The organism is Bradyrhizobium sp. NAS96.2 (assembly GCF_001908235.1).
GTDB lineage: Bacteria > Pseudomonadota > Alphaproteobacteria > Rhizobiales > Xanthobacteraceae > Bradyrhizobium.
In genome coordinates, this window is record NZ_LGHK01000061.1 from 40354 (window position 1) to 54569 (window position 14216).

At 64.4% G+C, this 14216-nt stretch carries 15 protein-coding genes; 8 read left to right on the forward strand and 7 right to left on the reverse strand.

Annotated features, from left to right (window positions below; translation table 11 throughout):
• Nucleotides 1-9 precede the first annotated feature (9 nt).
• Nucleotides 10-1329, reverse strand: coding sequence for an ABC transporter substrate-binding protein (locus AC628_RS14750; protein WP_074127519.1), 1320 nt, complete (start codon nt 1327-1329; stop codon nt 10-12).
• A gap of 77 nt (nt 1330-1406) precedes the next feature.
• On the reverse strand, nt 1407-2474 hold the full coding sequence (locus AC628_RS14755) for an ABC transporter ATP-binding protein (protein ID WP_074127520.1): 1068 nt from the start codon (nt 2472-2474) through the stop codon (nt 1407-1409).
• 206 nt (nt 2475-2680) lie between these two features.
• Between AC628_RS14755 and gntR the strand changes: the two genes are divergently transcribed.
• The 4 genes from gntR to AC628_RS14775 all read left to right on the forward strand — a co-directional run bounded on the left by gntR (nt 2681) and on the right by AC628_RS14775 (nt 7385).
• The gene (gene gntR / locus AC628_RS14760; protein WP_074127521.1) at nt 2681-3709 is read left to right on the forward strand and encodes an HTH-type transcriptional regulator GntR; all 1029 of its coding nucleotides are present in this window, start codon (nt 2681-2683) and stop codon (nt 3707-3709) included.
• A gap of 212 nt (nt 3710-3921) precedes the next feature.
• The gene (locus AC628_RS14765; RefSeq protein WP_074127522.1) at nt 3922-5760 is read left to right on the forward strand and encodes an IlvD/Edd family dehydratase; all 1839 of its coding nucleotides are present in this window, start codon (nt 3922-3924) and stop codon (nt 5758-5760) included.
• 124 nt (nt 5761-5884) lie between these two features.
• The gene (locus tag AC628_RS14770) at nt 5885-6616 is read left to right on the forward strand and encodes an SDR family oxidoreductase (RefSeq protein WP_074127523.1); all 732 of its coding nucleotides are present in this window, start codon (nt 5885-5887) and stop codon (nt 6614-6616) included.
• Nucleotides 6617-6638: 22 nt separating this feature from the next.
• Entirely contained in the window at nt 6639-7385 is a 747-nt protein-coding gene (locus AC628_RS14775) for an SDR family NAD(P)-dependent oxidoreductase (RefSeq protein WP_074127524.1), read from the forward strand.
• Here the strand turns inward: AC628_RS14775 and AC628_RS45970 are convergent.
• Both AC628_RS45970 and AC628_RS14780 read right to left on the reverse strand, forming a co-directional pair.
• Nucleotides 7382-7756 carry a LysR substrate-binding domain-containing protein gene (locus tag AC628_RS45970; protein WP_349510116.1) on the reverse strand — a complete coding sequence of 125 codons (375 nt, stop codon included), beginning with the start codon at nt 7754-7756 and terminating at the stop codon, nt 7382-7384. The two genes, AC628_RS14775 and AC628_RS45970, sit on opposite strands and share 4 nt — an antisense overlap.
• Entirely contained in the window at nt 7647-8249 is a 603-nt protein-coding gene (locus tag AC628_RS14780; RefSeq protein ID WP_349510117.1) for a LysR family transcriptional regulator, read from the reverse strand. The genes AC628_RS45970 and AC628_RS14780 overlap by 110 nt, the downstream gene beginning before the upstream one ends.
• Nucleotides 8250-8343: 94 nt before the next feature.
• On the opposite strand from AC628_RS14780, the gene AC628_RS14785 reads away from it, so the two are divergent.
• The 4 genes from AC628_RS14785 to AC628_RS14800 all read left to right on the forward strand — a co-directional run bounded on the left by AC628_RS14785 (nt 8344) and on the right by AC628_RS14800 (nt 11950).
• Nucleotides 8344-9258 (forward strand): DMT family transporter, encoded by a 915-nt coding sequence (locus AC628_RS14785; RefSeq protein WP_074127525.1) that lies wholly within the window; start codon nt 8344-8346, stop codon nt 9256-9258.
• A gap of 85 nt (nt 9259-9343) precedes the next feature.
• Entirely contained in the window at nt 9344-10024 is a 681-nt protein-coding gene (locus AC628_RS14790; protein WP_074127526.1) for a site-2 protease family protein, read from the forward strand.
• 102 nt (nt 10025-10126) lie between these two features.
• Nucleotides 10127-10534 carry a hypothetical protein gene (locus tag AC628_RS14795; RefSeq protein WP_074127535.1) on the forward strand — a complete coding sequence of 136 codons (408 nt, stop codon included), beginning with the start codon at nt 10127-10129 and terminating at the stop codon, nt 10532-10534.
• 195 nt (nt 10535-10729) lie between these two features.
• Nucleotides 10730-11950, forward strand: coding sequence for an ABC transporter substrate-binding protein (locus AC628_RS14800; protein WP_074127527.1), 1221 nt, complete (start codon nt 10730-10732; stop codon nt 11948-11950).
• A gap of 179 nt (nt 11951-12129) precedes the next feature.
• Here the strand turns inward: AC628_RS14800 and tolA are convergent, their stop codons facing one another.
• The 3 genes from tolA to exbB all read right to left on the reverse strand — a co-directional run.
• The gene (gene tolA / locus AC628_RS14805; protein WP_074127528.1) at nt 12130-12924 is read right to left on the reverse strand and encodes a cell envelope integrity protein TolA; all 795 of its coding nucleotides are present in this window, start codon (nt 12922-12924) and stop codon (nt 12130-12132) included.
• 12 nt (nt 12925-12936) lie between these two features.
• Nucleotides 12937-13401 carry a TonB system transport protein ExbD gene (gene exbD / locus AC628_RS14810; protein WP_074127529.1) on the reverse strand — a complete coding sequence of 155 codons (465 nt, stop codon included), beginning with the start codon at nt 13399-13401 and terminating at the stop codon, nt 12937-12939.
• Nucleotides 13402-13404: 3 nt separating this feature from the next.
• Nucleotides 13405-14216, reverse strand: an 812-nt coding sequence (exbB, locus tag AC628_RS14815; protein ID WP_074127530.1) for a tonB-system energizer ExbB, incomplete at its 5' end; no start/stop codon positions are given.

Genomic DNA, 14216 nt, shown 5'->3' on the forward strand with positions numbered 1-14216 from the left:
CCGATCACATCAGCGATAGATACGCTTCAATTGCCGCTCGGCTTCCACCATCGCGGCCTTGCCGTCCTTGGCACCGGTGCAGTAGTTCGCGAACATGTCGACCACGATGAAGTCGGCGATTGCGGTCGCCGCCTTCTCGCCGGGCGTGCCGATGCCGGAGGCCGGGAGCGTGCGCTTGGAGGCCTGCGCGAACACGGCGTTCTTGGGGTCCGCCGTCCACACCGGCGCCGACTCATACGCATTCAGCGTTTGCGTAAGGTAGCCCTGAGCGCCATCCAGCCACTTGTCGTACTGCTCTTTCTCCAGCATGAACGCGACAAACGCCTTTGCGGCATTCGGATATTTGGTGAAGTTGAACGCAAGGATTGGAAACGCCAGCTGCAATTCCGTCGGCTTGCCGATCGGGCCGATCGGGTGCAGCGCGTGATAGGTGTCTTCGGCAAGTTCCTTCTTGGTGGGATCGGTTTTGGCGGCCACGTAGATGGAAATGCCGTTGAGCGTGCAATAGAGCTCACCCGCCAGGAACGCCTTGTTGTTGGAGGAGTCGTTCCAGGACGCGACGCCCGGAATGAAGGTCTCCGACAGCGCCTTGGCATATTCCAGCGCCTTCATCGTCTCCGGCGAGTTGATGATGACCTTGTCGTCCTTGTCGACGGTCCAGGCGTTGTGGCCCCAGAGCAGCCAGTGCAGCCAGCCGTTGGCGTCGCCGCTGGCATGTCCCAGCGCAAAGCCGGCCGGCGTGTTGTTCGCCTTCAACGCCTTGCACATCTCGAGGAAGCCCGGAAAATCCTTCGGGAATTCCTTGAAGCCCGCCTTGTCGGTCGCCGACTTGCGATAGGTCATATACCCGCCGTTGGTGGCGACGGGGATGCCAAGCCAATCATTGGCGAGCTTGCAGGTCTTGGCCGCCGCATCCGTCCAGCCGCCATATTTGTTGCCGAGATAGTCGGCAACGTCGTTCATCTTCAGGACCTTGGTCGGGAACAGCTGCGGCAGCGTGTGCAGGCCCCAGGCGAGGTCGAGACCCGAGCCGGTGTTGGCGGCAACCGAAGCCTTCGGCTGCACGTCCTCGAAGGACTCGCTGAACACGTTCATCTCGGTGCCGGTTGCCGCCTTGAAGGCCGCCACCATGGCATTGAACGCGTCGTCTTCCGCGGGCACGAAGCGCTTCCAGCGCATCACGGTGAGCTTGGCGCCGGGCTCCGCCTTCCAGGGCGCGCTCTGCGCCCAGGCCTTGGCGAAGTCAAGCAACGCCGGCCCGGTGAGCATCCCGGCTGCGGCCAGCGCGGTGCCGCCCTGAAGTAGCGAGCGGCGAGTCAAATCGTGCATCGTCTTCCTCCCAATAAATGTGTTTTTATTGTTTTTTGATCTGGCCTGTTGGTCGGCCACTATGATCGATCAGTCCGTCAGCTATTCAGTCGTTTCCCCGTCGCATCGTCGAACAGATGAACCAGGCCCGGATCCGGCTTGAGCCGAACCTTGTCGCCGGGATTGAACAGATGGCGCTCGCGGAACACGGCGACGACCTGCTCGCCGCCGAGCTTGGCGAACACCTGGGTCTCCGAGCCGGTCGGCTCGACCACCACGATCTCGGCCTCGGCGCCGTCATCGGCGATGGTGAAATGCTCCGGCCGCACGCCGTACACCGCAGGCTTGCCATCGGAATTGGCCGGCGCGGATTTCAACGGCAGCTTGACCCCGTTCGGCCCCTCGAAATAGGCGGCGCCGTTCACCTTCACATTGCCCTTGAGGAAATTCATCGCGGGCGAGCCGATGAAGCCGGCGACGAACTGGTTCGCCGGCGTGTCGTACAGCTCGAGCGGCGAGCCCATCTGCTCGACGATGCCGTCATGCATCACCACGATCTTGTCGGCCATGGTCATCGCCTCGATCTGGTCGTGGGTGACGTAGACCGTGGTGGTCTTCAGCCGCTGGTGCAGTTCCTTGATCTCGGTGCGCATCGCCACGCGCAGCTTGGCGTCGAGGTTCGACAGCGGCTCGTCGAACAGGAACACCTGCGGATCGCGCACGATGGCGCGGCCCATCGCGACGCGCTGGCGCTGGCCGCCGGAGAGCTGGCGCGGATAGCGCTCGAGCAGCGGCGTCAAAGCGAGGATTTCCGCTGCGCGCTTGACGCCGGTCGAGATTTCCTCGGCCTTGGCGCCACGCAGCTTCAGCGAGAAGCCCATATTGTCGGCAACCGTCATGTGCGGATAGAGCGCGTAGTTCTGGAACACCATCGCAATGTCGCGCTCTTTGGGCTGGACATTGTTGACGACGCGGTCGCCGATCGAGATCGTTCCAGAGGTGATGTTCTCAAGTCCCGCCAGCATGCGCAGCAGGGTCGACTTGCCGCAGCCCGACGGGCCGACCAGAACGACGAACTCGCCGTCCTCGATCGGGATCGACACGCCGTGCAGGACTTCAAAATTGCCGAACGATTTCCGCACGTCGCGAATCTGGACCGACGACATCCACTTCCCTCCCTCAAGTTCCCGACGGCGTACGACGAGTGCCGCCACCGCTCTGTTTTGTTCCGGCCACGCTGGGTGCGCGGCTCTGTTGGACTGACGATATTGTCCGCAGTTTATCCGGTTTTGGCAATCGTTCGATTAGCAATCGCTTGGTAGCGCTGTCAATATCGGTTTGTCTGCGACGAACGTCGTGATATGAGCGGCAAATGGCCCGAAAGCGCATCACGCCTGGCAAGATCCGGCTCGCCGAAGTCGCGAAGCTCGCCGGCGTCAGTCCGATTACGGCCTCGCGCTTCTTCAGGAATCCGGAAGCACTCTCGGCCGGCAAGCGCGCCCGGGTCGAGAGTGCGGCAAAAGAACTCGGTTACGTGCCCAATCTCGCGGCACGCGCGCTTGCGTCGCAGCGTACCGAGGTGATCGGTGTCCTGATCCCGTCGCTGACCAACAACGTGTTCGCCGACGTGCTGCGCGGCATCTATGACGCGCTCGACGGCAGCCGCTACAGCATTCAGCTCGCCAACACCCGCTACAGCATCCTGCAGGAAGAGCGGCTGCTGCGTCTTTTTCTGGCACAGAAGCCGGCCGGGCTGATCATTACCGGCATCAACCAGACCGCCGATTCCCGCCGCGTCATGGAGGCAGTGGATTGCCCGATCGTGCAGATCATGGAGGTCGGCCCCTCGCCGATCGACATGATGATCGGATTCTCGCATTTTGACGCGGCAAAAGCCGCAATCGCCCACCTCCTCGCGCAGGGCTACTGGCGGATCGGCTTCCTCGGCGCGCGGATGGATCCGCGGGTGCAACGGCGGCTGGACGGCTATCGCGCCGCGATGACCGAGGCCGCGCTGTTCGATCCGCAGCTCATCGTCACGACGGCCATACCGACCTCGGTGACGCTGGGCGGGACGCTGTTTGCCGACCTGCTCGCCAAAGCGCCCGACATCGACGCGGTGTTCTGCGTCAATGACGATCTTGCACTCGGCGCGCTGTTCGAATGCAAGCGCCGGCACATGGCGGTACCGGAGCAGATGGCGATCGTCGGCTTCAACGACCTCGAATTCATGGCCTCGAGCGAGCCGACGCTGAGCAGCGTGCGCACCAATCGCTACGAAATGGGCAGAAACGCTGCCATGATGGTGATCGAGACGCTGGAAGGCCGCCGGCCCGCTGAGCCCGTCGTCGACCTCGGCTTCAGTGTCATGGAACGGCAAAGCTCGGCGCGACGCAGCTGACATCCACCCGACGCCAGCCCGTCACAAGGGACGCGAAAAATGACAAAATGATAGCGCAACCAAGTGCCTTCAACTAAGGTCCAATCCATCCAGTGAAACACCTCTGCGTGATCGCCTGGGTTTGTAATACCCGACGATTTGCGCAAGGTAGAACAACGTTGAACCAGAGCCCTTGAATGGGCCCAGCAAGATTTGCATTGCGGGAGAAACCAATGACAAAACCCCACACCAACGGGCACAGCGCCGCAGGCGAGACCACAAAGGGCAAGGGCCGCAGGCTCCGCTCCCAGGAATGGTTCGACAACCCGCACAATCCGGGCATGACCGCGCTCTATCTCGAGCGCTACCTCAATTACGGCCTGACCCGCGAGGAATTGCAGTCGGGCAAGCCGATCATCGGCATCGCGCAGACCGGCAATGACCTGTCGCCCTGCAACCGGCATCACCTCGAGCTTGCCCACCGCGTCCGCGAAGGCATCCGCGCCGCCGGCGGCATCGCCATGGAGTTTCCGACCCATCCGATCCAGGAGACCGGCAAGCGCCCGACCGCGGCGCTCGACCGTAACCTCGCCTATCTCGGCCTCGTCGAGGTGCTGTTCGGCTATCCGCTCGACGGCGTGGTGCTGACCACCGGCTGCGACAAGACCACGCCGGCCTGCATGATGGCGGCGGCGACCGTGAACCTGCCGGCGATCGTGCTGTCGGGCGGCCCGATGCTGAACGGCTGGCACGAAGGCCAGCGCACCGGCTCCGGCACCGTGGTGTGGAAGGCGCGCGAGCGGCTCGCCGCGGGCGAGATCGACTATGAGCAGTTCATCGAGATCGTGGCCTCCTCGGCGCCCTCGGTCGGCCATTGCAACACGATGGGCACCGCCTCCACGATGAACTCACTCGCTGAGGCGCTCGGCTTCTCGCTGCCGGGCTGCGCCGCGATCCCGGCGCCCTATCGCGAACGCGGCCAGATCGCCTACGAGACGGGAAAACGCATCGTCGACATGGTCTGGGAAGACCTCAAGCCGTCGGACTTCCTGACGCGCGAGGCGTTCGAGAACTGCATCGTGGTCAACTCAGCGATCGGCGGCTCGACCAACGCACCGATCCACATCAACGCGCTGGCGCGCCATGTCGGCGTCGAGCTGTCGATCGACGACTGGCAGAAATACGGCCACGACGTGCCGCTGCTGGTGAACATGCAGCCGGCCGGCTTCTATCTCGGCGAGGAATACCACCGCGCCGGCGGCGTGCCGTCCGTCGTGCGCGAGCTGATCAAGCACAAGCGCATCCATGAGGGCGCCCTCACCGTCAACGGCCGCACCATGGGCGAGAATTGCAAGGAGGCGCCGCAGCCCGATGGCGACGTGATCTGGGGCTACGACAAGCCGCTGGTGAAGGACGCCGGCTTTCTGGTCTTGCGCGGCAATCTCTTCGATTCCGCGATCATGAAGACCAGCGTGATCTCGAAGGAATTCCGCGACCGCTATCTGTCCAACCCGAAGGACCTCAACGCCTTTGAGGGCCGCGCCGTCGTGTTCGAAGGCCCCGAGGATTACCACAACCGCATCGAGGATGCCGCGCTCGACATCGACGAGCACTGCATCCTGTTCATCCGCGGCACCGGCCCGATCGGCTATCCCGGCGGCGCCGAGGTCGTGAACATGCAGCCGCCGGCCGCGCTGATCAAACGCGGCATCCTGTCCCTGCCCTGCATCGGCGACGGCAGGCAGTCCGGCACCTCGGGCTCGCCGTCGATCCTCAACGCCTCGCCGGAGGCCGCCGCCGATGGCGGGCTCGCGATCCTGAGGAGCGGCGACAAGGTGCGCATCGACCTCAACAAGGGCAGCGCCAACATCATGATCTCGGAGGATGAGCTACGCACCCGCCGCGCCGAGCTGAAGGCCAAGGGCGGCTTCCCGCACCCGGCCAACCAGACGCCGTGGCAGGAGCTCTACCGCCAGACCGTCGGCCAGCACGCCACCGGCGCCTGCCTCGAGCTCGCGACGCGTTACCACGACATTGCCGGCAAGGTCGGCGTGGCGCGGGACAATCATTGATACTTCGACGTCATTGCGAGGAGCGCAGCGACGAAGCAATCCATAGCTCCGCAGCGGAGGAATGGATTGCTTCGCTCCGCTCGCAATGACGAAACAAAATCAAGGCGAACTCTGGGAGATATGAATGTCCGATCGACTGAAGGGAAAGCGCGCCGTCGTCACCGCCGCGGCGGCCGGCATCGGGCGCGCATGCGCGATCGCATTCGCGCGTGAAGGCGCGACCGTGATCGCCACCGACATCAATGAGAGCGGCATCGCCACGCTGGGCAAGGAAGGCATCGCCGAGACTGCCCGGCTCGACGTTCGCAGCACCGCTGACGTCAACAGCTTCGCCAAGCGCGTCGGCAAGATCGACATCCTGCTCAATGCGGCGGGCTTCGTGCATCACGGCACCATTCTGGAGTGCTCCGACGAAGACTTCGACTTCTCGTTCGATCTCAACGTCAAGTCCATGCACCGGACCATCAAGGCGTTTCTGCCTGCGATGCTGGAAGGTGGTGGCGGCAGCATCGTCAACATTTCGTCCTGTGCGGCATTGCGGCCGCCGGCCAATCGCTACGTCTACAGTGCGTCGAAGGCCGCGGTTTCGCTGCTCACGCGCGCGGTCGCGCTCGACTTCATCACCCAGGGCATCCGCTGCAACGCGATCTGCCCCGGCACCGTTGAGACACCCTCGATGCTGGAGCGCGCAGCTGCGGCGGGTCCGGACGGACGCGAGAAGTTCGTCGCCCGCCAGAAGATGGGCCGGCTTGGCACCGCCGAGGAGATCGCGGCCATGGCTGTGTATCTTGCGAGCGACGAAGCCGCTTTCACCACCGGCGTCGACATGGTCGTCGACGGCGGCTTCATGCTCTGACGGGCACGCAAAGGCATCCAGCATGAACAAGATCGATCTCAACGGCCGCTGCGCCGTCGTCACCGGCGGCGCGCAAGGGTTCGGCCGCGCCATTACCGAGCGCTTCGTCGCATCCGGCGCCAAGGTCGCGATCTGGGATTTCGACCAGCCGCTCGCCGAGAAGACCGCGCGGGCGATCGGCGAGGACGTGATCGCGATCAAGACGGATGTCACCGATCCCGCCGCGGTCGACGCCGCGCGCGATCAGACGCTGACAGCATTCGGCAAGATCGACATCCTCGTCAACAACGCCGGTATCACCGGCGCCAACAAGCCGGTATGGGAAACCGATCTCGACGACTGGCGCCGGGTGATGCGCATCAATCTCGAAGGTCCCTTCATCTGCTGCAAGGCGATCGTGCCGACCATGATCGGCCGGAAATACGGCCGCATCGTCAACATCGCCTCGATCGCCGGCAAGGAAGGCAACCCGAACGCCGCGCATTATTCGTCGTCGAAGGCTGGCCTGATCGCGCTGACGAAATCGCTCGGCAAGGAACTCGCGCAGCACGACATCCTGGTCAATGCGGTGACGCCGGCCGCGGCGAAGACCGCGATCTTCGACCAGATGACGCAAGCGCATATCGACTTCATGCTGTCGAAGATTCCGAAGGCCCGCTTCGTGCAGGTCGAGGAACTGGCTTCGATGGTGGCGTGGCTGGCGTCGGAGGACTGCGCCTTCTCGACCGGCGCGGTGTTCGACATCTCCGGCGGACGGGCGACGTACTAGCTCGCCCGCTTCGCGGGCTGCCGAAGCGCGGCAACCAGGTGATCTGCCAATAGTGATGCCGCGCGCGAAAGATTTGGCGCGCGGTGCAGCCGGATCTCGGCCCGCGGCAGCGGCGGCATGCCGTCACGCGCCGTCAGGCGCCGCAGCGCTGGCGGAAAGGTGCCCGACTTGACCACGGTCACTGCAAGGCCCTGCGCCGCGATCGCTTCGACCGCGGACAGGCTGTGGCTGACAAAGGCGAGACGCCATGGCCGGCTGGCTTCATCCAGCGCCTGCATCGCCCAGCTCCGGAACAGGCAGCCCTGCGGATAGAGCGCGACCGGCAGCGGATCGAGCTCCTCGACGCGATGCGATGCGCTCGCGGCCCACACCGCCTGCTGTGCGCAGCAGCTCGCCCTCGCCGCGCCCTTCCTGGTGCATCGCGATCACAAGGTCATAGGCTTCGCCGAGCCGGTCCGTCATCGACGATGTCAGCCCGGTCTCCATCTCGACATGGATCAGCGGATAGTTGGCGACAAATTCCTTGAGCAGTGGCGGGACGATCAAAGTGCCGTAGTCATCCATCACGCCGAGGCGAACCTGCCCGTCGGTGCCGTGCTCGCGCACCCGGCCGATCGCTTCGGCGTTGAGGCTCAAGATGCGGCGGGCGTAACCCAGCAGCCCCTCGCCGGCTGCGCTGAGGTCGACGCTGGATGTGCTGCGGTGAAACAGTTCGGCCTGCAGCCGTTCTTCCAGCCGCTTCACCTGCATGCTGACGGCGGATTGGGTCCGGTTCAGCGCCGACGCGGCCCGGGTGAAGGAACGATGGTCAGCCACAGCGACAAAGGCTTGCAGGAGATCCGGGTCGAGGACGGGCGCGCTCATAACGAACCGTGATTTTACCGATCATATTTATTCCATTCCATGGATACCTCCCCTTCCCTAGATTGCGCAAGCGAAACAGGGGTGATCGAACGGGATGGGCGAAATCTGGGGGGTATTGGCCGCGGTGCTGTCGAGTGCGATCGGCGGAACCTCGATCGGGGCGACGCGGTTCCTGGTCGGCGCAATCGATCCATTGGCGATCGGCGCATTCCGGTTCGGCATCGGCGTCCTGCTGCTGCTGCCGCTGGCATTGCTGCAACGTGGAAGCTGGCCGCCGCGGCGCGACTGGCTCGGCACAGCCGGTCTCGGCCTGCTGTTCTTCGCGGGCTTTCCGATCCTGTTCAACGCCTCGCTGATATCAACGACCGCGGCGCGGGGCGCGCTCGCGCTCTCGACCTTGCCGCTGCTGACCATGCTGGTCGGCGCAGCGCTCGGTACCGAGCCACTCACCGCGCGCAAGGCCACGGGCGTGCTGGTCACCATCCTGGGTGTCGCGATGGCGCTGCTCTCCGGTCTTGCCACGGCTCCGCCGGGCGCCTGGCGCGGCGATCTCTTGATGGTCGCGGCCGCGCTGTGCATGGCGCTCTACAGCATCTGGTCGAAGCCCTTCATCCGCCGCTCTGGCCCGATCCCCTTCACCACGCTCGCGATGGCTGCCGGCGCCGTGGTCCTGATCACGGCCTCGCTGCTGCGCGGCAGTTTCGCGCCGGTTGCCGATTTCGGCGCGCCGCAATGGTTCGGCGCAACCTATCTCGGCGCGTTCGGCGCGGCGCTCACCTTCTATCTCTGGGCCTTCGCGCTGGAGCGGACGACGCCGACCCGGGTGGCGATCTCGGTCACCGTCAATCCGATCGCGGCATCGCTGGTCGGCGCGGTCCTGCTCGGCGAGCCGCTGAGCTGGAATCTGATGGCCGGCATCATCACCGTGTTCGCCGGCATCTGGATCGCGACCACCCAGCCGCAACGGGCACGCACGGCGCAGCCCGTCATCGCACCCGACGTGCGGTGATCCGCGGCAACGCTTGCCCGATCGACTTGCGCAAATCCGTGCTAGCCTGACCTCCGGTCCCAAGTGAATCCGAGGCGGCACGCAATTGAACATCTCCCTCTACGGCGTCTCCGTCTGGGTGCTGCCGGTGATCATCGCCATCACCTTCCACGAGGCCGCGCACGGCTTCGTCGCGCACCGGCTCGGCGACGACACCGCCTGGAAGCTCGGCCGCGTCAGCTTCAACCCGCTGAAGCATATCGACCCGTTCGGCACGCTGGTCCTGCCCGCGGTGCTGCTGTTCGCGCATTCGCCGTTCCTGTTCGGCTACGCCAAGCCGGTGCCGGTGAACTTCCGCAAGCTCAACCATCCCAAGCTCGACATGGTGTGGGTGGCGTTGGCCGGCCCGGTCACCAACATCATCCTGGCGATCGCCGCCGCGCTGGCATTCCACGCGCTGCCATTGGTTCCGGCAGATGCGGCAAAATGGACCGCGGACAATCTGAAAAACGCGTTCCTGATCAACATCGTGCTCGCGATCTTCAACATGATGCCGATCCCGCCGCTGGACGGCGGCCGGGTCGCGGTCGGGCTGCTGCCGCGGCCGCTGGCGATCCCGCTCGCCCGGCTGGAGCCCTACGGCATGCTGATCCTGATCGGGCTGTTGATCCTGCTGCCCGTGATCGGCCGGCAGATCGGCCTAAATCTTGATGTTATTTCAACGATACTAGGAACTCTGACCGGCTATGTAATCAACGCCCTTCTCCTTATTACCGGAAACACATAGCCTTGATTTGCACATGACCTGATCGGAAAATCGGTACCCAATTTTCCGGATCATGCGCGGGGACAGGAACGCTTCGAGGCCATGGTGATCAAAGCTGCCGATATGCTGATTGCACGACGCGCCGACACCCGCGCGCGGGCCGACTTTGCGACCTGGAAGATGATGGCCAAGCTGAACGGCGCTTCCGCTTTGCCGCCCGACGCGCAGAATTTCCTGGCCATCTACAAGAAGCTCACGGAACAGATGACCGACGCCGAGGCCAGCGAGGCGACGATCCAAGAGATGTATCGCACCTACTACGCGGAGATGGGCGGTGCCGGAAAGGCGCCCGAGGTTCCGGCGCGCACGCGCGAACCGGTCGCCGACACCGGCAACGTCACCGCGTTCCGCCGCCTGCCCGCCAAGAAGACGACCACCTCCGATCCGAACGCCAAGCGTCCGATGCCGGTGGCGCTGATCTTCGCCTGCCTCGTCGTGGTCTACGTCGCGATCCGCTACTACTGGAAATAGCGCCGCCCGCGCTTCAACTCAGCCCGACACTCATGATCGGCGCGCGAACCCGCGGCATCGCGTCGCGCGTCTTCGGTCGCTAAATCGCCGCTGCATGGAATATCGCGCGCGCTCGATCGAAGCAGCGCCCTAGGCGATGCGCCCGATGCCGGGCATAATGCGGAACTCAAAAAACAAAATCATACTGGAGGGAAGATGAAGCGTTCCATTGCAGCCCTGATCGTGACCACGAGCCTCGTATTCGCCGGCACAGCGACGGCGCAGACGATGGACAAGGTCGCCAAGGTCGGCGCCCTCGGCGATCAGTCCGGTCTCTATCAGGATATCGGCGGTCCCGGCTCGACAGTGGCGGCGCAGATGGCGATCGAGGATTCCGGGCTGCTGGCCAAGGGCTGGAAGATCGACCTGATCTCTGCCGATCACCAGAACAAGCCCGATGTCGCGGTCAACATCGGCAAGCAGTGGATCGATGTCGAGAAGGTCGACGTGTTCGTCGATCTCGCGGCCTCCAATGTCGGCCTTGCGATCGCCAACCTCGCCAAGGAGAAGAACGTCGTCAATTTGAACTCGGGCTCCGCCTCGTCCGACCTCACGGGCGCGCAGTGCTCGCCGAACACGGTGCACTGGGTCTACGACACCTACATGCTCGCCAACGGCACCGGCAAGGCGCTGGTGAAATCCGGCGGCGACACCTGGTTCTTCCTCACCGCGGATTATGCGTTCGGCCAGGCACTGGAGCGCGACACCTCGAACGTCGTCACCGCGAATGGCGGCAAGGTGCTCGGCAGCGTCAAGCATCCGCTCAACAATGCGGACTTCTCGTCGTTCCTGCTGCAGGCGCAAAGCTCGAAGGCCAAGATCGTCGGCCTTGCCAATGCCGGCGGCGACACCACCAACGCGATCAAGCAGGCTGCCGAATTCGGCATCGTCTCGGGCGGCCAGAGGCTCGCCGGCATGCTGCTGTTCATCACCGACATCAACGCGCTCGGCCTCAACGTCGCGCAGGGGCTGAACTTCACCGAGACATTCTATTGGGACATGAACGACCAGACCCGCGCCTTCACCAAGCGCTTCATGGAGCGCTTCAAGAAGAACCCGCCAACCATGGTGCAGGCCGGCGTCTATTCGTCGTTGATCCATTATTTCAAGGCGCTGGAGGCGCTCGGCGGCAATCCGCATGACGGCCGCGCCGTGGTCGCCAAGATGAAGGAGCTGCCGACCGACGATCCGCTGTTCGGCAAGGGCTCGATCCGCGTCGACGGCCGCAAGATCCATCCGGCCTATCTGTTCGAGGTGAAGAAGCCGTCGGAGTCGAAATATCCGTGGGACTATTACAAGCTGGTCGCGACGATCCCGGCGGACGAAGCCTGGCTGCCGCTCGAGAAGAGCGTCTGCCCGCTGGTGAAGAAGAGCTGAAGCAGCGTCATTCCGGGGCTCGCCAACGGGTCCGCGCCAAGCGTGGCCGGACGACAGACTCCGCGAGAACCCGGAATCCATTGGGCGGCGAACTTCAATGGTGAAATGGATTCCTGGCTCGCGACTTCGTCGCGCCCCGGAACGACGGCGACCTCTGCCCGTCGCTCGGCCTTCGCTTGCTACTTCTTCGGCTTGCTGAACTTGAAGTCGAGGCTGAACGAAAACTGATCATCGGTCAGGTCGGCCGGGGGCGGCGGCACCGGATCGGAACGCCGCACCGTCGAGACCGCCGCGTCGTCATAGGCAACGTCACCCGATGATTCCATCACAGCAACGGACAACACCTTGCCAACGCGGTTGATCACAAGGGCCACCTTCACCTTGGCATCCTTGGACCTGTTCTCCGGGAACCTCTTGTGCAGGTCAAAATAGGCGCTGATCTTCTTGCCCCATTTGGCCGTCAGCGCGAACTTGTCCTTGCCGATCCCGGGATTGGGCGCCTTGGTCGTCTCCGACTGACGCGAAGCGTCTTCCAGCTTGGTCGGCGATTGGTCTTGGTGCTGCTCGGCGGCCTCGCTCGTCTCGGTCTGAACCTTGGCGACCTGCGCCTCGTCCTCCTTCGGCTTCTTGCTGTTGTCTTCCGTGACGAGGCGATCGGCGTCCTCAGTTTCGGTCGGCTTGGCCTGCGGAAGGTCGGTCTCCTTGACCTCCGCCTTCTGCTGGGTCATTTCCGGCGACGCTTCCTGTGCACGGTCCTCCGGTCCCGGCGGTGCCTGGTTATCCTCGTCGGTTGCGGAGGCAAGCTCGACGGCGTACTCTGCGCCGGCAGCGCCAAGCCCCTCATCGCCGTCGTCGCCGCGCAGATTCGTCAGCGCCAGCGCAGCGCCGCCGAGATGCAGCCCGACCGCCGTCACCGCGGCGATCACCCAGAGCCGCTTCGACGTCCGCAGATCGAGATCGGGGTTGGTGGACATCGCTGTGCGCCGTCAGGGTTTGGCCGGCTCGGCCGGCGCCGCCCCGGGCGCGCCCGGCACGCCCTCGAGCGTGACCAGCTTCACATGCGTGTAGCCGCCGGCCCGCAACAGCTCCATCACGCCCATCAGCTCGCCATAGGGCACCATGCGATCGGCGCGCAGGAATACGTATTTGTCCCGGCTCATGTCGGGCACCGCATCGAGCGAATTGATCAGCTCGGCCCGCTTCACCGCGTTCTCTCCGATCGCCAGCGTCAGGTCCGGCTTGATGCTGAGATAGGTCGGCTTGTCCGGCTTCTTCTGCGGCGTCGCGCTGGAGGTCGGCAGATCGATCGGCAGGTCGACGGTCGAGAGCGGCGCCGCCACCATGAAGATGATCAGCAGCACCAGCATGACGTCGATGAACGGCGTGACGTTGATCTCGTGGGATTCCGCGAAATCGTCGTCGTCGTCGTTCTCGGAGATCGAGACTGCCATCGCCTACTCCGCCGCGGCGGCGCGCCCATGCGCGCTGCGCGGAACCTCGCCGGGAATGCTGCCATGGGTGCGATCGAGATCGCGCGACAGCAGCCGTCCCGCGGCGCCCGAGGCGCGGTTGACGAGCTCGAGATAGACCTTCGTGACGCGCGAGAAATGGTTGTAGATGATCACCGCGGGGATCGCCGCGACGAGGCCGATCGCGGTTGCGAGCAGCGCTTCCGCGATGCCCGGCGCCACCACGGCGAGGTTCGTCGTCTGCGACTTCGAAATGCCGATGAAGCTGTTCATGATGCCCCACACGGTGCCGAACAGACCGACGAACGGCGACGTTGCGCCGATGGTCGCAAGCAGGCCCGTGCCGATGCGGATCTTGCGGGCTTCGGCGCGCACGATCTCGGCAAAGCTCGACGCCGCGCGCTCCTTGATGCCGGCGTCGCTGGAGATGCCCGCCGACAGACGCCCTTCGCGCATCGCGGCACCAATGAATGACGACAGCACGGTGCCCTTGGCGCCGAGCGCGAACTGCGCCTCCGCCAGCGACCGCGATTCAGCGATCTTGGCGAGCGCTCCGCGCAGCTTGCTTTGCGCGACGGTCAGCTCGACCATCTTGGCGATGAACACCGTCCAGGTCACGAGCGACGCGAAGGCGAGACCGAGCATCACCGCCTTCACGATGATGTCGGCGTTCAAGAACATATTCCATGGCGACAATTCATGCAGGCCGGTCGCGGTCGACTTCAGGGCCTTGCCGTCACCGCTCGCGGGCGCGGCCGGCGACGCATCGAGTGCCGCCGGTGCCGGAGCCGCCGGTG